Source organism: Nocardioides perillae, from assembly GCF_013409425.1.
GTDB lineage: Bacteria > Actinomycetota > Actinomycetes > Propionibacteriales > Nocardioidaceae > Nocardioides > Nocardioides perillae.
Window position 1 is genome coordinate 2,679,856 of record NZ_JACCAC010000001.1, and the last position, 19,180, is coordinate 2,699,035.

At 75.2% G+C, this 19,180-nt stretch carries 15 protein-coding genes; 8 read left to right on the forward strand and 7 right to left on the reverse strand.

Annotated elements, in window-relative coordinates:
• Positions 1-34 precede the first annotated feature (34 nt).
• The gene (locus BJ989_RS12495) at positions 35-1,396 is read left to right on the forward strand and encodes a class I adenylate-forming enzyme family protein (protein ID WP_343049326.1); all 1,362 of its coding nucleotides are present in this window, start codon (positions 35-37) and stop codon (positions 1,394-1,396) included.
• On the opposite strand, the gene BJ989_RS12500 is transcribed toward BJ989_RS12495, so the two are convergent.
• From BJ989_RS12500 to BJ989_RS12510, 3 genes are all read right to left on the reverse strand, one after another.
• Positions 1,381-2,292 carry a GlxA family transcriptional regulator gene (locus BJ989_RS12500; RefSeq protein ID WP_343049327.1) on the reverse strand — a complete coding sequence of 304 codons (912 nt, stop codon included), beginning with the start codon at positions 2,290-2,292 and terminating at the stop codon, positions 1,381-1,383. The genes BJ989_RS12495 and BJ989_RS12500 overlap by 16 nt on opposite strands.
• Positions 2,293-2,448: 156 nt before the next feature.
• Positions 2,449-3,924 carry a 30S ribosomal protein S1 gene (gene rpsA, locus BJ989_RS12505; RefSeq protein WP_179518479.1) on the reverse strand — a complete coding sequence of 492 codons (1,476 nt, stop codon included), beginning with the start codon at positions 3,922-3,924 and terminating at the stop codon, positions 2,449-2,451.
• A gap of 184 nt (positions 3,925-4,108) precedes the next feature.
• Complete coding sequence (locus tag BJ989_RS12510) at positions 4,109-5,008, reverse strand: phosphotransferase family protein (RefSeq protein ID WP_343049328.1); 900 nt, start codon at positions 5,006-5,008, stop codon at positions 4,109-4,111.
• A gap of 57 nt (positions 5,009-5,065) precedes the next feature.
• Here BJ989_RS12510 and BJ989_RS12515 point away from each other — a divergent pair, with 57 nt between their 5' ends.
• Positions 5,066-5,914, forward strand: a complete 849-nt coding sequence (locus BJ989_RS12515; RefSeq protein ID WP_179518481.1) for an ABC transporter — start codon at positions 5,066-5,068, stop codon at positions 5,912-5,914.
• Between the two features lie 24 nt (positions 5,915-5,938).
• On the forward strand, positions 5,939-6,811 hold the full coding sequence (locus BJ989_RS12520; protein ID WP_343049329.1) for a class I SAM-dependent methyltransferase: 873 nt from the start codon (positions 5,939-5,941) through the stop codon (positions 6,809-6,811).
• Between the two features lie 101 nt (positions 6,812-6,912).
• Here BJ989_RS12520 and BJ989_RS18800 read toward each other — a convergent pair whose 3' ends face one another.
• Together BJ989_RS18800 and BJ989_RS12530 are read right to left on the reverse strand one after the other, a co-directional pair.
• Positions 6,913-9,573, reverse strand: a complete 2,661-nt coding sequence (locus BJ989_RS18800; RefSeq protein WP_179518482.1) for a hypothetical protein — start codon at positions 9,571-9,573, stop codon at positions 6,913-6,915.
• Entirely contained in the window at positions 9,570-10,169 is a 600-nt protein-coding gene (locus BJ989_RS12530; RefSeq protein WP_179518483.1) for a hypothetical protein, read from the reverse strand. Before BJ989_RS12530 ends, BJ989_RS18800 begins: the two co-directional genes overlap by 4 nt.
• A gap of 186 nt (positions 10,170-10,355) precedes the next feature.
• Here BJ989_RS12530 and BJ989_RS18335 point away from each other — a divergent pair, with 186 nt between their 5' ends.
• Together BJ989_RS18335 and BJ989_RS18805 are read left to right on the forward strand one after the other, a co-directional pair.
• Positions 10,356-11,684 carry a lipopolysaccharide biosynthesis protein gene (locus BJ989_RS18335; protein WP_179518484.1) on the forward strand — a complete coding sequence of 443 codons (1,329 nt, stop codon included), beginning with the start codon at positions 10,356-10,358 and terminating at the stop codon, positions 11,682-11,684.
• Between the two features lie 10 nt (positions 11,685-11,694).
• On the forward strand, positions 11,695-12,717 hold the full coding sequence (locus BJ989_RS18805) for a lytic murein transglycosylase (protein WP_179518485.1): 1,023 nt from the start codon (positions 11,695-11,697) through the stop codon (positions 12,715-12,717).
• 39 nt (positions 12,718-12,756) lie between these two features.
• Here BJ989_RS18805 and polA read toward each other — a convergent pair whose 3' ends face one another.
• Positions 12,757-15,465, reverse strand: a complete 2,709-nt coding sequence (polA, locus tag BJ989_RS12545) for a DNA polymerase I (protein WP_343049330.1) — start codon at positions 15,463-15,465, stop codon at positions 12,757-12,759.
• A 68-nt stretch (positions 15,466-15,533) separates the two neighbouring features.
• Here polA and BJ989_RS12550 point away from each other — a divergent pair, with 68 nt between their 5' ends.
• Positions 15,534-15,998: a PaaI family thioesterase gene (locus BJ989_RS12550; RefSeq protein WP_343049331.1), complete on the forward strand. Its 465-nt coding sequence runs from the start codon at positions 15,534-15,536 to the stop codon at positions 15,996-15,998.
• A 22-nt stretch (positions 15,999-16,020) separates the two neighbouring features.
• On the opposite strand, the gene BJ989_RS12555 is transcribed toward BJ989_RS12550, so the two are convergent.
• On the reverse strand, positions 16,021-16,596 hold the full coding sequence (locus BJ989_RS12555) for a GNAT family N-acetyltransferase (RefSeq protein ID WP_179518486.1): 576 nt from the start codon (positions 16,594-16,596) through the stop codon (positions 16,021-16,023).
• 212 nt (positions 16,597-16,808) lie between these two features.
• Between BJ989_RS12555 and BJ989_RS12560 the strand changes: the two genes are divergently transcribed.
• Both BJ989_RS12560 and BJ989_RS12565 read left to right on the forward strand, forming a co-directional pair.
• Positions 16,809-17,558 carry a DUF554 family protein gene (locus BJ989_RS12560; protein ID WP_179518487.1) on the forward strand — a complete coding sequence of 250 codons (750 nt, stop codon included), beginning with the start codon at positions 16,809-16,811 and terminating at the stop codon, positions 17,556-17,558.
• A gap of 211 nt (positions 17,559-17,769) precedes the next feature.
• Positions 17,770-19,128 carry an ABC transporter substrate-binding protein gene (locus BJ989_RS12565; protein WP_218848809.1) on the forward strand — a complete coding sequence of 453 codons (1,359 nt, stop codon included), beginning with the start codon at positions 17,770-17,772 and terminating at the stop codon, positions 19,126-19,128.
• The last annotated feature ends 52 nt before the right edge of the window (positions 19,129-19,180 follow it).

Here is a 19,180-nt window from a genome sequence, read left to right on the forward strand (position 1 = left end):
GCTAGCGCCCCGCCGGTCGCCTAGGGTCGGCCGCGTGAGCCCTGCCGCCGGCACCGCACCGTTCCCGCAGGCCCTGCCCGACCCGCTGCCGGGCCTGCCCGGCCTGCCCCCAGGCTCGCTGGTGGCCCTGCTCGTGCCGGCGGACGCGGCGTACGTCGACCTCGTGCTCGGGCTGCTCGCCGTCGGCGTCCTGCCGGTGCCGCTCGACCCGCGCCTCACCGCCCGCGAGCGCGAGGTGCTGCTCGGGTCCGTGCGGCCCGACCTGGTGGTCGACGCCCCGGCCGACCTCGCCCGGCTGCGCGACGCCGTGGCGGGCACGCTGCCCGACGAGCCGCGCCGGCTGCTCCCGCGGGCGCGCCCCGTCCACTGCACCTCCGGCACCACCGGTGTCCCGAAGGGCGTCTCGAGCGGCCTGCTCGACGTCGCCGACGCCCGCGCGCTGCTGACCGAGGAGCGCGACCTCTGGGGCTTCCGTGCCGACGACGTGCACCTGGTGCTGAGCCCGCTGCACCACTCCGCACCGCTCCGCTTCGCCTGCGGCACCCTGCTGGCGGGCGGGCGCGTGGTCGTGCCGGGCCCCTTCGACCCCGCCACGGCGACCGCGGCGATCGCGCGGGAGCGGCCGACGACGGTGTTCTGCGTGCCGGCGCACCTGCAGCGGCTCTTCGCGCACTGGGACACCGAGGGCTGGCCCGAGCTCTCGTCCTTCCGGCTCGTGGCCCACGCCGGCGCGCCGTGCCCCGAGGCCGTCAAGCGCCGACTGGTCGCGGCCTTCCCGCCCGGCTCCACCTGGGAGTTCTACGGCTCCACCGAGGGCCAGTTCACCGCCTGCCGCAGCGAGGAGTGGCAGGAGCGACCCGGCACCGTCGGACGCGCGCGCCCCGGCCGGCACCTGTCGACCGACCCGGACGGCACCATCTGGTGCGTCGTGCCCGAGCACGCGCGCTTCACCTACCTCCACGCACCGGCGAAGACCGCCGCGGCGTGGCGCAGCACCCCGCAGGGGCCGGCGTTCAGCGTGGGCGACCTCGGCCGGCTCGACGACGACGGCTACCTCTGGCTCGACGGGCGCCGCGAGGACCTCGTCATCACCGGCGGCGTCAACGTCTACCCGCTCGAGGTCGAGCAGGCGCTGGCCGAGCTCGACGGGGTCGACGACGTCGCGGTCTACGGCGTGCCCGACGAGCGCTGGGGACAGCGGGTCTGCGCGGCGGTCGTGGGCACGGCCGGCGAGGCGGCGCTGGACGCGTGGGCGCGCGAGCGGCTGTCACCGCCGAAGCGGCCGAAGGAGTGGCACCGCCTCTCGGCGCTCCCGCGCACCCCGACCGGCAAGGTGCGCCGCCTCGACCTGCCCGGGGTCGCCCCCGCGTCAGCGGACGCTCAGCAGGCGAACTGACGGCGGTACTGCTGCGGGCTGACCCCGCGCACCCGGGTGAAGTGGTGTCGCAGCGCCGCCGCCCCGCCGAAGCCGACCTCCGCTGCGACCCACTCGACGGGACGGTCGGTCTGCTCCAGCAACTGCTCGGCGCGCAGCACCCGCTGCGCGGTCACCCACGCGTGCGGCGTCGCGCCGGTCTCGGCGCAGAAGCGCCGCGCTAAGGTGCGCGGTGACATGTGGGCTCGCCGGGCCAGCGCGTCGACGTCGAGGTCGTCGTCGAGGTGGCCGACGATCCAGGTGAGCAGCGGGCCGAGGGTCTCGGCGTCGCAGGCCGGCACGGGCCGGGCGATGAACTGCGCCTGCCCGCCGTCGCGGTGCGGCGGGACCACCATCCGCCGCGCCGCCGCCACGGCGTGGCGGGCCCCCACCTGCTCGCGCATGAGGTGGAGCGAGGCGTCGAGCCCCGCCGCCGAGCCGGCCCCGGTCGTGATGCCGCGGTCCTCGACGTAGAGCACGTCGGGGTCCACCTCCGCCTCGGGGTGCCGCGCCGCGAGAGCGGCCGCGTGGCGCCAGTGGGTCGTGCAGCGACGTCCGTCGAGCAGCCCCGCCTCGCCCAGCACGAAGGCGGCCGTGCAGTGCGCGAGCACCAGACCACCGCGGCCGTGCACGTGCTGCACGAGCTCGACGACCTCGGGCGAGGGAGCGAGGAAGTCGCGCTTCGGCACGATGCAGAGCAGGTCGGCGTCGGCCGCGTCGGCGAGCCCCCGCTCGACGTGCAGGTCGTAGCCCGCGGCGCCCGTGACGCGCCCCGGCCGAGGCGTCACCACTGGTCCCTGGTCCTGCTGGTCGCCGTCGGCGGCGCCGTGCTGCGCGACGTGCTCGGTGACGACCCCCGCGACGCCCCGTCGTACCACCCCCCGCGCAGCCACCCTGACGACGCCTTCGCCCGCTCGGGCTCGTCCTTCCGCTGACCCCGCCCCGCTCCCCCGGACGCACCGAGGCCCGGTCACCTCGCGGTGACCGGGCCTCGGTGCGTGCTCAGGCGGAGCCCAGGCGGCTGCCTGCAGGGATCAGGCGCCCCCGCCGGTCAGCTTCTCGCGGAGCGCCTGCAGCGCCTCGTCGCTGGCCAGCGAACCGCCGGTGTCGCCCGCGGTGTCGTCGGCGTCGGTGCCCCCGGAGGAGTACGACGTGGCCTCGCCGGCCTCGACCTCGGCCTTGGCGGCCTCGGCCTGCTGCTTGACGTGGGCCTCCCAGCGGGCGTGGGCCTTGGCGTACTGCTCCTCCCAGGCCGCGCGCTGCTCGTCGAAGCCCTCGAGCCACTCGCCCGTCTCGGGGTCGAAGCCCTCGGGGTAGACGTAGTTGCCCTGCTCGTCGTAGGTCGCGGTCATGCCGTAGAGGGTCGGGTCGAACTCCTCCACGTCGGCGGCGGCGGCGGTCTCGTTGGCCTGCTTCAGCGACAGCGAGATCCGGCGACGCTCGAGGTCGATGTCGATGATCTTGACCATGACGTCGTCGTTGACCTGCACGACCTGCTCGGGGATCTCCACGTGGCGCTCGGCCAGCTCGGAGATGTGCACGAGGCCCTCGATGCCCTCCTCGACGCGGACGAACGAGCCGAAGGGCACCAGCTTGGTGACCTTGCCCGGCACGATCTGGCCGATCTGGTGGGTGCGGGCGAAGTGCTGCCAGGGGTCCTCCTGCGTCGCCTTGAGCGACAGCGAGACCCGCTCGCGGTCCATGTCGACGTCGAGCACCTCGACGGTGACCTCGTCGCCCACGGCCACGACCTCGGAGGGGTGGTCGATGTGCTTCCAGGACAGCTCGGAGACGTGGACGAGGCCGTCGACCCCGCCGAGGTCGACGAACGCACCGAAGTTCACGATCGAGGAGACGACGCCCTTGCGGATCTGCCCCTTCTGCAGCTGGGTCAGGAAGCCCTGGCGGACCTCCGACTGCGTCTGCTCGAGCCAGGCGCGGCGCGACAGGACCACGTTGTTGCGGTTCTTGTCGAGCTCGATGATCTTGGCCTCGAGGGTCTGCCCGACGTAGGGCTGCAGGTCGCGCACGCGGCGCATCTCAACCAGCGAGGCGGGCAGGAAGCCCCGCAGGCCGATGTCGAGGATGAGGCCGCCCTTGACGACCTCGATGACGGTGCCCTCGACGACGCCGTCCTCCTCCTTGACCTGCTCGATGGTGCCCCAGGCGCGCTCGTACTGGGCGCGCTTCTTGGACAGGATGAGGCGACCCTCCTTGTCCTCCTTCTGGAGGACCAGGGCCTCGACCTTGTCGCCGACCTCGACGACCTCGTGCGGGTCGACGTCGTGCTTGATCGACAGCTCGCGCGAGGGGATGACGCCCTCGGTCTTGTAGCCGATGTCGAGGAGGACCTCGTCGCGGTCGACCTTCACGATGGTGCCGTCGACGATGTCGCCGTCGTTGAAGTACTTGATGGTCGCGTCGATCGCGGCGAGGAAGTCGGCCTCGGAGCCGATGTCGTTGACCGCGACCTGCGGGGCGTCGGTCTCGAGGTAGGTGCTGCTCGTCATGTGGTAGGGGGAACCTTCGGTGGGTGGGTGGAGTCGTGCGGGCACGCCGAGGGCCCTCTCTCCTCGCCGCCCGGCGCGAGCCGTGGCGACGGGGGCGAGCATCCGCTCCGTCCGGGACGCAGGCAGACCTCCGGCGCAATCTTGTGAAGACTACCGGCGGGCCGCCCGTCGGGTCCAACCGAGGTCAGCAGGCGTGCACGTCGCGGGCGCGCGCCACCGCCCGCAGCTGCTCCGCGGCACGCCGCGCGGGCGGGGAGCCGCCCCGCACCGCCAGCTCGACCAGCGCGAAGAGGTCCGCGCTGCGCGCGAGGTCGAGCGCGTCGGCGACCGCGTGACCGTGGCGCTCCGCCCACGCCCCCACCACCGCCTCGACCCACCCGGGCGCGCGGTCCCACCGCACCAGGTTGCCGAGGTCGGCCGTCGGCAGCCCGGCGTGCGCGAACTCCCAGTCGACGACCGCGGTGACCTCGAGCGACCCCGGGTCGACGAGCACGTTCTTCGGGTTCAGGTCGCCGTGCACCAGGCTGGCGCGCGCGAGAGTCTCCAGCCGGTCCTGCGCCTCCTCGGCCACGGCGAGCAGCCCGCCCCGCTCGTCGGGGGTCCAGCCGACGAGCCGCGCGCCGACCTCGTCGACGTACGCCGGGAGGTCGGGGCGCCAGGGCTGCACCCGCAGGCCGGCGTCGAGGAACCACCCGCGCTCCAGCTGCGGCATGCCGGCGAGGTCGGCCGCGACGCGGCCCACCGCCGCACCGACGCGTGCCTGCCCGTCGGCGTCGAGCGCCGGGAGCACCTCGTCGAGGCGGTCCCCCGGGACCCAGGAGGTGACGAGGAGGCCGGGCGCGTCCGCGCGGCCGCGTCGCACCTCCAGCACGTCGGGCACGGGCACCAGGCCGCGCACGAGCCGCAGCACGGCCGCGTCCACCTCGGGTGCCTCCGCGGGGCGGCCGCGGGCGGCGTACACCCGGACGACCGTGCGCTCGCCGCCCAGCGCGGTGAGGTCCGAGAGGAAGGTCTCGCCGGACCAGCCACCCGCCAGCGGCACCAGTCCCCCGGTCAGGAGGTCGTCGGGGTCGGGGACGCTCACCCCGGGCATGCTGCCAGAGCGGCCCCGCGGCGGCCCGGGCACGACTACGGTGGGCCCATGTCGCTGCCCGTCCCGGGCGCCGCGCGCCTCGCCGGCCCCGCCGCCTCGCTCGCCGCCCTCACCGCGCTCGTGCCGGCCCGGGTGGTCGAGACCGTCACGCTCCCCGTGCGGGTCGGTGCCGCCGCCGCGCAGGTGACCCTCGCGCTGGCGGCCCTCGTCGCACCGGACGGGCCGGTGCGACGCCGTGGTGGCTACGCCGAGATGGTGACGCGCGCGATCGGCGACGGCGGCTACGCCGAGCGGCTCACCGCCCTCGCCACCGACGAGCAGGGCCCGGTGCGCCTCGTGACCACGCTCAACGCGCTCACCTCGCCCGACCGCCCGCTCGGACGGCTGCTGGAGCAGGACGGCGCGCTCGACCGGCTGCTCGCCGAGGACGGCCCGCTGCTGCCCGTGCTGCAGGCCGGTGGTCCGCTGGAGCGGCTGCTGGCGCCCGGCGGGGCCCTCGACCGGATCCTCTCCCCCGGCGGTCCCCTGGACCAGGTCGTCGCGCCCGACGGCGTGCTCGACCGGCTGCTCGCCGCCGGCGGCGCCGTCGACCGGGTGACCACCCCGGGCGGCGTCCTCGACCGGCTGCTCGAGCCCGGCGGCCTCCTCGACCGGGTGCTGAGCGAGGACGGCTTCGTCGACAAGCTCGTCGCCGAGGGCGGCACCCTCGACCAGCTCGTGGCCCTGGGCGACACCCTCGAGGAGATCCAGCCGCGGCTGGTCGAGCTCGCGACGCTCGTCCCGACCCTGGGCGAGAGCGCCGACGCTCTGCAGCGTGCGGTGGGCCCCCTGGGTGACCTCGCCGGCCGCTTCCCGCTGCGCGGCCGCCGAGCCGGAGCGCTGCCCGCCGGTGGCTGACCGGGGCGCCGTTAGCCTCAGCGCGTGGTGACCACCCCTCCCGGCCCGGTCAGCGGCCAGCCGGACCGCTCCGCCCCCGGGTCGGACGGCCACGTCCTGCCGCCCGTGCGGGCGCAGCGGCGCGTCGTCGACGAGGCCTCCTCCCGCGCGGCCAACGGCCCCGACTGGGACCGCTACGCCGACGAGTACCAAGCCACGCACGGCGCCTTCCTCGGCGACGTCGGCTTCGTGTGGGGACCGGAGGGGCTCACCGAGGCCGAGGCCGGCGCGCTCGGCGACGTGCGCGGCAAGCGCACGCTCGAGGTCGGCTCGGGGGCCGGTCAGTGCTCGCGCTGGGTCCGCGCCCAGGGCGGCGAGGTGGTCGGCCTCGACCTGTCGCACCGCCAGCTGCAGCACTCGCGCCGCCTCGACGCGGAGACGGGCGTCGCGGTGCCGTCGGTGCGCGGCACCGCCACGCACCTGCCCTTCGCCGACGCCGCGTTCGACGTCGTCTTCTGCTCCTTCGGGGCGCTGCAGTTCGTCGCCGACCTCGACGACGCCGTGCGCGAGACCGCGCGGGTGCTGCGGCCCGGTGGCCGCTTCGCCTTCTCGATCACCCACCCCACCCGCTGGGTCTTCCCCGACGACCCCGGCCAGGACGGCCTCACCGTCGCGCAGTCCTACTGGGACCGCACGCCCTACGTGGAGGTCGACGAGGCCAGCGGCCGGGTCTCCTACGTCGAGCACCACCGCACGCTCGGCGACTGGGTGACGGTGCTGGCGCGGCACGGCTTCTGCCTGCGCGCGCTGCTCGAGCCCGAGTGGCCGGCCGACCACGACCGCACCTGGGGCGGGTGGTCGCGCACGCGCGGGCTGCTCACGCCGGGCACGGCGCTGTTCGTCGCCGACCTGCACTGAGGCGGGCGGGCGGGCGCCGCGGACCGGACGGGACAGGGGAAGGTCCCCGGCACCTGGTGCCGAGGACCCTCCCCTGTCGACGTGCCCCGGAGGGCGGTGGCTCAGACCTGCAGGAACCGGCGGCGCAGGGCCAGCGAGCCCAGTGCCAACGCCAGCACCAGCGCGGCGCCGAGGCCCCGCATCGCGGTGCGCTCGTCGTCACCGGTGTCGGCGACCAGCTCCAGGCTGTACGCCGTGAGGCCCTGCGCACCCTCGGGCGCGCCGTACGCCATGGTCTCGGTCTCGGCGCGCTCGGCGCTCGCCGCGATCGTGGCGGCGAGGACGCCGTAGTCGGACGCGGTGTCCTCACCGGCGGCCACGAGCTTGCTCATGCCCTCGGTCGACAGGCGCTGCGCGCCGTCCTGCAGCGCCGGCGCCCCGGCCGCCGCCTTCTCGAGGCCGTCGGCCAGGCGGCCCGAGCCGTCGGCCGCCGTGCCCAGGCCGTCGGCGAGCTCGTCGGCGCCGTCGGCGAGGAGGCCGGAGCCGTCCGCCGCGTCGGCGAGGCCCTCCTCCAGCGTCCGCGCGCCGTCCGCGAGGAGGCCGGAGCCGTCCGCGGCACCGTCGAGGCCCTCGGCGAGCGTGCCCGTGCCCGCCGCCAGGGCGTCGCCGCCCGCGGCGGCCTTGCCCGTGCCGTCGGCGAGGTCGCCGCTGCCCGCGGCGAGCTGACCCGCACCCGCGTCGAGCCGCTCGAGACCCGCGGCCAGGTCGCTCGCGCCGGTCAGCGCTGCGCTCGATCCGCCGGAGAGCTGGAGCACGCCGGCGACGGCCTTCGCCATCGCGCCCTGCAGCTGCGCGAGGCCTGCGGCCACCTGCTGGGTGCCGGCCTGGAGCTTGGTCGCACCGGCGAGTGCGGCGCCCGCGCCGGTCTCGGCGGTGGTGAGGCCGCCGGCGAGCTTCTGACCGCCCGGGATCAGCTGGGTGTCGAGCCCGCCGATCGCCTGGCCCAGGCCCGCGGACACCTGGCCGAGCACGGTGGCCGCCGTCGTCAGGCTGTTCGCGCTGCCCGCCGCGTAGGTCTCGAAGTTCGTGACGATCGCGAGGAGGGTGGCGTTGCACGTGGCGCCGCAGTCCGGCAGAGCGGCTGCGTTCTTGACAGCCTTGATGAGGTTCGGCAGCGTCGTGCTGCTCGCAGCGGCAGCCAGCCCGGACTGCACCTGGTCGACGCCGCCCTTGGCGAGTCCGAGACCGCTGGTGGAGCCGCCTCGCAGCTGCTGCAGGCCACCGGTCAGCGTGCCGGCGCCGTTCTTCAGCTCGGTCAGGCCGCCGGAGAGGCGGGCCAGCCCGTTGAGGAGCGTGTCGGCCTGCGAGGTCGAGCCGAAGCCCGCGAGCAGCTGGTCGACGCCCGCCTTGAGCTGGGTGATGCCCGCCTCGGCGGCCGGGAGGCCCGCCTCGGCGCTCGCGAGCTGGCCGAGGCCGCCGCTGATCTGCTGCAGCCCCGCCTCGAGCTTGCGGCCACCCTCGGCGGCGGAGCCGGTGCCGGCCTCGAGCGTGCCGAGACCCGCCTGCAGCTTGCCCGCACCCGCGTCGAGGTCGCCGAGGCCCGCGGCGAGCTCGCGCGCACCGGCCGCGATCTTCCGGGCGCCGGGTGCGGCGTCCTCGAAGAGGCCGGCGAAGAGCTGCTGCGCGCCGTCGGCGAGCTTGCCCGCACCCGGCAGCGCCCGGCCCTGCAGGCCGGCGGAGAGCTCCGCGGCGCCGTCGGCGAGCTTGCGCGAGCCGGGGGCGGCGGAGTCGACGAGACCCGCGGAGAGCTGGTCGGCGCCGTCGCTGAGCTGGATCAGCCCGGCGAGCAGCTCGCCGGCGCCGTCGCGCAGCTTGAGCAGGTTGGTGTCGATCTCGGTGGCGCCCGCAGCCAGGGTGGCGCCGGTCTCGGCACCCGCGGTGTAGCTGTCGCTGGCCTTCTTCAGCGTGGGGTTCGCGAAGGGGTTGATCGGCAACGCGGTGATCTTGGCGCCCGGCACGACGGCGTCGGTCACCTGAGCAGACCAGGTGACCTCGGCCTCGGGAGCACCGACCGGCGGGAAGAGGGTCAAGGTGTGCTTGACCAGCATGCCGCCGCGGCCGTCGCCGGCGATCTGCGCGCCCTCGCTCACGACCTCGGCGAAGCCCGCGGGCAGGGTGGCCTCGAGCGAGGCGACGATCGGCACCGCGACCTCGACGGTCTGCGTGGTGGTGCCGCCGCGGCCGTCGGGGACCTCGACCTCCTGCTCGCGACCGGTGCCGTTGCGCACGCGGTAGGTGACCTCGAGCAGGCCGCTGGCACCGACGACGTCGTCGGGCTCGACCCGCTCGCCGTCGAGGCGGTACTCGACCTCGACGGTCACGGGCAGGTCACCGTCGAAGTCGCTCACGCTGCGCAGGCGCTCGACGCCGTCGACCTCGAGGTCGAGGCGCTGGGCGCCGTCCTGCACGCTCCAGCCGGAGAAGCCGTCGAGGTTGCGCAGCCCCTCGGTCGACACGGGGTTCTCGACCGACGCGCGGCCGGTGCCGCTCAGCACGAGCTGCTCGTAGACGCGCGAGCTGCTGACGGTGCCGTCGGGGTCGAGGAAGGCCTGGACGGTCTCGGTGTTGACGACGTCGACGGCGCCGGTGGAGCCGCCCTCGGCCGAGCCGGCGCCGGCGGCGAGCGCACCGGGCACGGTCGAGCTGGACATCAGGGTCAGGGCGCCCGCGGCGAGCGCGAGCGTGGTGGTCCGCCGGACGCGGCGGGAGCGGGCGGCGGTCACGCGCGGGTCTCCAGGATCTGGTCGAGGGGGGTGGTGGGCTCGTCGGCGGGCGCGGTCTCCCCGCGCTCCGCGGCCCGGGTGGGCGCAGCGGTGCGGACGCCGGCCGACGGCCCGGCGAGCAGCGCGAGGGCGAAGCCGAGCGCCGCGGCGAGCGCGAGCGACGAGGCGGTGCTGACCGAGGTCTCGAGCACGCGCGCAGGCGCGGCGGCGAAGGTCAGCTCGTAGGCGCCGGTGAAGCCGGCGCTGCCGAGCAGGACGCTCCACAGCGGCAGCCGGCTGGCGGTCGCGACGGCGACCAGGGTGCAGGCGAGCACGACGACCGCGACCACGACGGCGCGGCCCGCGGCGCTGTCGGGCAGGAAGCCCGCGCGCACCACGTAGCCGACGAAGGCCACCGCGAAGCCGGCGGCGGCGCCGCCGAGTCGGCGGGCCGGGGTGGCGTCGGGCACGAGCGCGAGGACGGCACCGAGGGCGGCGCCGAGCAGGACGACCGACTCCAGGCCGAGGTCGAGCGCGTCACTGAGGAGCATCGTCGCGGCGGCCCCGACCGCCAGGACGGCACCGGCTGCGAGCAGCCGTGCCTGAGGTGGGCGCACGCCTCGTCGCGTCGCCCCTGACGTGGTTGCAGACATGCAGAAAGGTCCTCCCTCCCACGCGGCCCTCCCAGACCGCGGACCACCTCGGAGCGAGGACGGTCGGGCAATGCTAACCGCCGGTAACGAGAGATCGGCCACAGCAACCCCTTGGATCGGCGCAAGACTGGCCGACCTAGGGTCTGAAGTGTGACCGACCCCGAGTCGTCGCCCCCGTCGTCGCCCGCGCCGGCACCCGACGCAGCGGACGGCGCGGCACCCCGCCCGTCCCTGCGGGGCCTGCTGCGCACCGCCGGGGGCTTCGCGGTGGCGATGGCGGTCATGAACGTCGCGACCTACGCCTTCACCATCGTCGCGGCGCGACTCCTCGGCCCGGCCGAGTACGGCGCGTTCGGCTCCCTCATGGGCCTGCTGCTGGTGGTCAACGTGCTGTCGCTCGGCCTGCAGGCGACCGGCGCGAGACGCGTCGCGGCGCACCCCGGCGAGCGGGACCTGATCGAGGCCGAGGTGCTGGCCGCGACCTACCGCTCCGCGACCTGGCTCACCCTCGCCTGCCTGGTCGCGGCACCCCTGGTGGGCTGGGCCCTCGACCTCGACGACTGGTGGACCGCGCTGACCCTCGCCGCCGCGGCCTTCCCGCTCACGCTCATGGGCGGCTACGCCGGCATCCTCCAGGGTGAGCAGCGCTGGCTGCCGCTGGCCGGGGTCTACCTCGCGATGGGTCTGGGCCGCGTGGTGGTCGGGGGCGTCGTCGTGCTCGTGCTGCCGACCGCCTTCGGCGCCCTGCTCGGGGTGGCGGTGGCCGCCGTGCTGCCGGCCCTGGTGGGCGCACTGGCGCTGCGCCCGGGGATCCGGGTCCCCCGCACCGGACGCGTGGCACGCACCGCTCCGCCCGGCCGGGCACGGGGAGCGCAGGTGCTGCGCGAGGTGGCGGGCAACTCCCACGCCCTGCTCGCCTTCTTCGCCCTCTCCGGCGCCGACGTGGTGGCCGCCCGCATCGTGCTCGCGCCCGAGGACGCCGGGCTCTACGCCGCCGGGCTGATCCTCACGAAGGCGGTGCTGTTCCTGCCGCAGTTCGTCGTGGTCGTCGCCTTCCCGTCGATGTCGCGCGCCGACCAGCAGCAGCGGGTCTACCTGCGAGGGCTGGTCGTGGTGGCTGCGCTGGGCGCGCTCGCGACCGCCGTCACCGCGCTCCTGGAGGACCTCGCCCTCCTCTTCGTCGGGGGCGAGGACTACGCCGGGGTCGGGCCGACGCTGTGGCTCTTCGCCGCCCTCGGCACCGTCTTCGCGATGGTCCAGCTGATGGTCTACGAGGTCGTCGCGCGCCAGCACGCCGCCTCGGTGCACGTCGTGTGGGCCGGCCTGGTGCTCGTCGCCGCGCTCGCCGGTCTCGCGGGGTCGGTCGCCGCCCTGGTGAGCGTGGCGCTGGCGGTCAACGCGGCGGTGCTGCTGGCCCTCCTCGCGACCGCACTCCGGCGCGAGCCGACGTCCGCAGCCCCACCTGGCCCCACCCCGTAGCCTCGACCGGGTGCTCCCCGACGCCTCGCGGCGACCGGCTGCGCCCACCCCGCTCGTCGGCCGCGTCCCCGCCATCCTCCTCGCCCTCGTCGTCCTCCTGGCGCTGACCGCGTGCGGCACCCCGGGTGCCGCCCCGACCACCGGCCCGTCCTCGGGCGCCCCCGGCGTCTCGCCCTCGGGCACCCCCGGGGCCGGATCGGCCGGTGTCGAGCCGGCGGCGCCGGGCGGCCTGCACCCGGTGCTCGCCGCCGCCCTCCAGGACGGGCCCCGCCCGCCGCGCGGACCGGCGGAGGCCGCCACCCAGCTGCGCGTGACCACCGACGCGGTCTCCGACCTCGCGACCCCGCGCCGCGTGCTGGCGGCCGCCGCCCACCAGCAGCAGGTCACCTACCGCACCCTCGGGCGCAGGCCGGGCTGGGACGCGCGGGTCCGCGCCGCGCTCCCCCGCCGCCTGCACGCCGAGGTGGCCGACAACGTCGCCTCCCGACGCGAGTTCGCCGCCCTGCAGGGCGACTACCGCAGCGACGAGCTGCCCGCGTGGCGCATCGTCCGCCCCGAGCCGCCGGCCCGCCTCCTCGGCCACTACCGCGCCGCCGAGCGACGCTTCGGCGTCGGGTGGGAGCACCTGGCGGCGATCAACCTGGTCGAGACCGCGATGGGGCGCATCGTGGGCTACTCCGTCGCGGGCGCCCGCGGCCCGATGCAGTTCATCCCCGAGACCTGGGCGCGCTACGGCCGCGGCGACGTCGACGACCCGCGCGACGCGATCACGGCCGCCGCGCGCTACCTGCGCGCCCGCGGCTACACCGAGCCCGGAGGCGTGGCCGGGGCCCTCTACGCCTACAACAACTCCACGCGCTACGTCCGCGGTGTCGACCGCCTCGCGCGGGTCCTGCAGCGCAACCCGCGGGCCTACCGCGGCTACTGGCACTGGCAGGTCTACTACGTCAGCACCGCGGGTGACGTCCTGCTGCCCGAGGGGTACGCCGAGCGGCGGCCGCTGCCCGTCGAGGAGTTCCTCGCGCGGGGCTGAGCCCGGCCGTCGCCGCCGGCTCGTCGCCGGCGCCCGGGGTCAGTGCGCTGCGTCGTGCCAGCTGCGACCGGTGCCCACCGAGACGTCGAGGGGCACGGCGAGCTCGGCCGCCCCGCCCATCTGCTCGCGCACCAGCTGCTCGAGCCGGTCGCGCTCGCCGGTGGCGACCTCGAAGACGAGCTCGTCGTGCACCTGCAGCAGCATCCGCGAGGCGAGGCCGGCGTCGCGCAGCGCCTCCTCGGTGCGCAGCATCGCCACCTTGATGAGGTCGGCAGCCGAGCCCTGGATGGGGGCGTTGAGCGCCATCCGCTCCGCCATCTCGCGGCGCTGTCGGTTGTCGCTGGAGAGGTCGGGCAGGTAGCGGCGACGACCGAGGATGGTCTCGGTGAACCCGGAGCGGCGCGCCTCGTCGACGATCCCGCCGAGGTAGTCGCGCACGCCGCCGAACGTCTCGAAGTACTCGTCCATCAGCCCGCGCGCCTCGGAGCTGTCGATGCGCAGCTGCTGGGACAGGCCGTAGGCGGACAGGCCGTAGGCCAGGCCGTAGTTCATCGCCTTGATCTTGGCGCGCTCCTCGGTGCCCACCTCCTCCGCCGGCACCGAGAAGACCCGGGCGGCGGTGATCGAGTGGAAGTCCTGGCCGGAGCGGAAGGCCTCGACGAGGCCCGCGTCCTCGGAGAGGTGCGCCATGATGCGCATCTCGATCTGGCTGTAGTCGGCCGTCATGAGGCACTCGCCACCGGGGCCGACGACGAAGGCCTCGCGGATGCGCCGCCCCTCCTCGGTGCGCACCGGGATGTTCTGCAGGTTGGGGTCGGTGCTCGAGAGCCGCCCGGTCGCCGCGATCATCTGGTTGAAGGTCGTGTGGATGCGGCCGTCGGGCTGCACCGTCTTGAGCAGGCCCTCGACGGTCTGGCGCAGCCGGCTCACGTCGCGGTGGCGCAGCAGCGCCACGAGGAACGGGTGCTCGGTCTTCTCGTAGAGCGCCTGCAGCGCGTCGGCGTCGGTGGTGTAACCGGTCTTGGTGCGCTTGGTCTTCGGCATGTCGAGCTCGTCGAAGAGCACGACCTGCAGCTGCTTGGGCGAGCCGAGGTTGATCTCCTTGCCGATGACGCCGAACGCCTCCTCGGCCGCCTGCCGCACCCCCGCGGCGAACTCCTGCTCCAGCGCCTCGAGCCGGTCGAGGTCGACGGCGATGCCGACCTGCTCCATCGCGGCGAGGCTGCGCACGAGCGGCAGCTCCACCTCGGCGAGCAGGGCGGTGCCGCCGTGCTCCTCGACCGCCGCGTCGAGCGCCTCGGCCAGGTCGAGCACGGCCCGGGCGTGCAGCATCGCGGTGTCGGAGGCGGTCTCGTCGCCGAGGGTGTCGAAGGCCAGCTGCTCGCCGTCGCCGGTCTCCTGCCGCAGCTCGCGCTTGAGGTAGCGCACGGTGAGGTCGGCCAGGTCGTAGGAGCGCTGGTCGGGGCGCACGAGGTAGGCCGCGAGCGCGGTGTCGCTCACCAGTCCGTCGAGCGGCCACCCGCGGGCGGCGAGGGCCAGCATCGGGCCCTTCGCGTCGTGCAGGACCTTGGCGACGCCGGGGTCGGCGAACCAGTCGGCCAGGGCGGCGTCGTCGTCGGGGTCGACCTCGGCCGCGTCGACCCACGCCGCGCAGCCGTCGGCGGCCGCGAGCGCGACCGAGGTGACCTCGCCCGTGCCGGCACGCCAGGCGCCGCGCACCGCGACGCCGACGCGCTGGCCCGCGGTGCGCGCGTGCTCGTCGAGCCAGGCGCGCACCGTGCCGGCGGCCAGCCGCGTGGTGTCGAGCTCGAAGCCGGCGTCGTCGAGCTCCTCGACCGACTCGAGGGTCTCGAAGAGGCGGTCGCGCAGCACCCGGAACTCCAGGCCGTCGAAGAGCGTGTGCACCTCCTGGCGGTCCCACGGGCGGCGCGCGAGGTCGCTCGGCTCGACCGGCAGCACCAGGTCGCGCACCAGGGCGTTGAGCCGGCGGTTGCGGATGACGTCGCCGAGGTGGGCGCGCAGGTTGTCGCCCGCCTTGCCCTTGACCTCGTCGGCGCGGGCCACGACGTTGTCGAGGCCGTCGTAGGTGGAGATCCACTTGGCCGCGGTCTTCGGGCCGACGCCGGGCACGCCGGGCAGGTTGTCGGAGTCCTCCCCCACCAGCGCGGCGAGCTCGGGGTAGCGGTGGGGCGGCAGCCCGTAGCGCTCCTCGACCGCCGCCGGGGTCATGCGCGCCAGCTCGCTGACCCCCCGCATGGGGTAGAGCACGGTGGAGTCGTCGGTGACCAGCTGCAGCGAGTCGCGGTCGCCGGTGAGGATGAGCACCTCGAAGCCCTGGGCCAGCGCCTGCGTCGTCAGGGTCGCGATCAGGTCGTCGGCCTCGTAGCCCTCCAGCTGCAGGTGCGGGATGCGCAGCGCGTCGAGCACCTCCTGGATCAGCGGCAGCTGGCTCGAGAACTCGTCGGGCGTCTTGTTGCGCTTGGCCTTGTAGTCCGGGTACTCGGCGAGGCGGAAGGTCTGGCGCGACTTGTCGAAGGCGACCGCGAGGTGGGTCGGCTCCTCGTCGCGCAGCACGTTGATCAGCATCGAGGTGAAGCCGTAGACGGCGTTGGTGTGCTGGCCGGTGGTCGTCGAGAAGTTCTCCACCGGCAGCGCGAAGAACGCGCGGTAGGCCAGGGAGTGGCCGTCGAGCAGCAGCAGCCGCGGACGGGGCTCGGACGGGGCGCTGGGGGTCACCGGCTCAGGCACCCGGCGACTCTAGCCCGCGGCGGCGACACCCCCGCCCGGCGCCGGGGCCGGTCCGGCAAGATGGCCGCGTGAGCGACGCGAGCGAGCAGCAGACCACCCCGGACGGGGCCACCTCGGCAGCCACGGACGGCACCGACCCGCTGACGCGGATGCGCGCGCAGATGGGCGCGCTCAACGAACGGATGGGCATCGAGCTGCTCGAGGTGGAGCCCGGCCGCGTCGTCGGGCGGATGCCGGTCGAGGGCAACACCCAGCCCTACGGCCTGCTGCACGGCGGTGCGTCGGTGGTGCTGGCCGAGACGCTGGGGTCGGTGGGCTCCGCGCTCCACGCGCACCCCGACCGCCTCGCGGTCGGCGTCGACATCAACGCCACCCACCACCGCTCCGCACGCAGCGGCTGGGTGACCGGCACCGCCACCGCCCTCCACCTCGGCCGCACGGCGGCGAGCTGGGAGGTCGTCCTGACCGACGAGGACGGCCGGCGCCTGTGCACCTCGCGCATCACCTGCGCGCTGGTGCCGGCCACCCGCTAGCGCCGAGCCGACTCAGGCCGACTCAGGCCGACTCGCGGCGCACGGCGCGCCGCGCGGCCAGCACCTGGCCGAGCTGGCGGGTCTGGCCGGGCTGGCGCAGGGGCGCGCGCTGGGCACCCGTGCGCGCGCGCACGACGGCCGTCGGGGCCACCCGGAGCGTGGCGAGCGGGCCGAAACCGAGGCGCGCCATGAAGCGGTTGGCCTCGCGCGAGCCGCTCGACGAGGCCGTCATGACGTGCGCCACGCCCCGCTCCTCCGCGAAGGCCGCGGCCGCCTCCACCAGCGCCTTCCCGACACCCTTGCGGCGGTAGGCCGGGTGCACGTGGGGCGAGAGGCTCTGCACGACCGGCTCGAGGTTGAGCGGGGTGAGCGTCGCCAGCCGCAGCAGGACCGCGCCGGCCCGCTGCCCGTCGTACTCGGCGAGGATCAGCCGCTCGTCGGGCGAGGCCGCCGCCCGGGCGGCCAGGCTCACCACGTCGCCGGCGCGGTCCTCGGCGTCGCAGCGGCGCATGACCTCGGCCCAGACCTCGGTCAGGAAGCCGACGTCCTCGGAGTCGTCGGGTCGCGCCTCACGCAAGGTGACCGAGGGCCGGGTCATGCAGTCGCCTCCGCAGGGGGTCGTGCCGGCCGCGGCCGGCACGTGTCAGGGGTGTGCCGTGAAGGGGTGTCGCAGGGGCGCCCGAGGGGGGTCGGGCGGGGGCGGCGCCGAGGGCCCGAGGTGCGGCGCCGCCGGCTGAGACTACGCTCTCCGGCGCCCGCCCGCGAGGGGTGGCAGGAGTCCGGCCGCCCGCGGCCGCGGGAGGAGCGCCGGTGGTCCCCGGTCTGGGCACGGCCGTCAACGCCCTCGCGGTGCTCCTCGGCACCCTGGTCGGCACGCTGCTCGGCCACCGGCTGCCCGAGCGCACCCGCGACGCCGTCACCGACGGCCTCGGCCTCGTGACCCTGCTCATCGCGGCCGGCAGCGCCGTCGCGGTCGGTGACGACGTCCTCGAGGCGTACGTCGGGAGCAGCGCGCCGACCCTCGTCGTGCTCGGGTCGGTCCTGCTGGGCGGCATCGCCGGGTCGCTGCTGCACCTCGAGCGGCGCGTCGAGGACCTCGGCGGCGCGCTGCAAGCGCGGCTGTCGCGCGGCGACGCCGGCGGACCCGAGCGGCAGCGCTTCGTCGAGGGCTTCGTGGTGGCCTCGCTGGTCTTCTGCACCGGGCCGCTCACCATCCTGGGCAGCCTGGAGGACGGCCTGGGCCGCGGCGCCGAGCAGCTCTACCTCAAGTCGGCGCTGGACGGCTTCGCCGCGATCGCCTTCGCGGCCTCCTTCGGCTGGGGCGTCGGCGCGAGCGTCGTGACGATCCTGGTCGTGCAGGGCGGGCTCACGCTGGTCGGGGTGGGCCTCGGCGACGTGCTGCCCGAGGCCCACCTCGCCGCGGTGACGGCCGTCGGCGGGCTGCTGCTCGTCGGCGTCGCGCTCCGACTCCTGCGCATCCGCGAGGTGCCGGTCGCCGACCTGCTGCCGGCGCTGCTCGTGGCCCCGGTGCTGGTCGAGCTGGCAGCCGCGCTCGCCTGAGCCGCCGCAGCCCCGGGACTCCCCGGGGTCCGCCGGAGGTCCCGACCTCGCAGGACACGCTGCGCGGTCGTTGACGTAACGGTTCGGCAACGACATGGTGCGGGCAGCGCTGCGGGTGTCGATCGGTCCTACGGTGATCCGCACCACAGCCACGGCCCTCCGGGGGGTCGGGGCCGCGGCGAAGTCACCCACACCCCGAAAGGTCCACCCTGTGAACCGAACCAGCACCGCTTCCTGGCTGAAGGTGATGGCCGGCACCGCCGCCCTCACGCTCAGCCTGGCCGCCTGCGGCAGCTCCGACTCCGACAACGAGGCCGCGGACGAGCCGAGCGAGGGCTCCTCGGAGTCCGCGCCCGCTGCCGACGAGACCTTCACCAACGACGTCTGCACCCAGGCGCAGACCAGCGCCGACACGCTGCGCGTGGGCGGCATCCTGCCGCTGACCGGCAACCTGGCCTTCCTCGGCCCGCCGGAGATCGCCGGTGTCGGCCTCGCCGTGTCCGACATCAACGCTGCGGGCGGCGTCGGCGGCGCCGACGCGTGCCACGACATCCGCGACTCGGGTGACGCGACCGACGCCTCGGTCGGCAACGCCTCGGCAGCGCAGCTCGTGCAGAGCCAGCCCTCCGCGGTCATCGGTGCGGCCTCGTCGTCGGTGACGCTCAACGTCGTCGACACCTTCGCCGACAACCAGATCGTCCAGATCTCGCCCGCCAACACCGCGGTCGACCTGAGCGGCTACAGCGACTTCTACTTCCGCACCGCCCCGCCGGACGGCATCCAGGGCAACGCCCTCGGCACGCTGATCTCCTCCGACGGCTTCCAGAACGTCGCCTTCCTCGTCTTCAACGACGCCTACGGCACCGGTCTGCGCAACGCGGTCCAGGAGACCATCGAGGCCGCCGGCGGCACCGTGACCTACGGCGGCCAGGGCGAGGGCGAGGAGTTCCCGCCCGGACAGACGTCGTTCTCCGCCGAGGTGACCGCCGCGCTCAACACCAACCCCGACGCCATCGTCGTCCTCGCCTTCGACGAGACCAAGGCCATCGTGCCCGAGCTCGCCGCCCAGGGCTGGGACATGTCGAAGGTCTACCTCTCCGACGGCAACACGGCCGACTACAGCGCCGACTTCGAGCCCGGCACCCTCGAGGGCGCCAAGGGCACCATCCCCGGCGCCGACGCCTCCGACGAGTTCAAGGCCCGCCTGAACGCGTGGTACGAGTCGGCCGAGGGCGAGGGCCTGTCGGACTACGCCTACGCGGCGGAGTCCTACGACGCGACCATCCTCGCCGCCCTCGCGGCGGTCAAGGGCGGCGCGACCGACCCGGTCACGATCCAGGAGAACTTCGCGGCCGTCTCCGGCGCCACCGACGGCGAGGAGTGCACCTCCTTCGAGGCCTGCGTCACCCTCCTCGAGGACGGCTCGGAGATCCGCTACACCGGCCCGTCCGGCATCGGCCCGATCAACGACCTGAACGACCCCTCCTCCGCGTTCGTCGGCATCTACCAGTTCAACGCCGAGAACAAGAACGAGCTGGTCGCCACGGTCGAGGGCTCCAGCGAGCAGTGAGCCGCTGACGCTCCACCCGGCACGACCTGCACCACCCAGCACCACCCGGAGG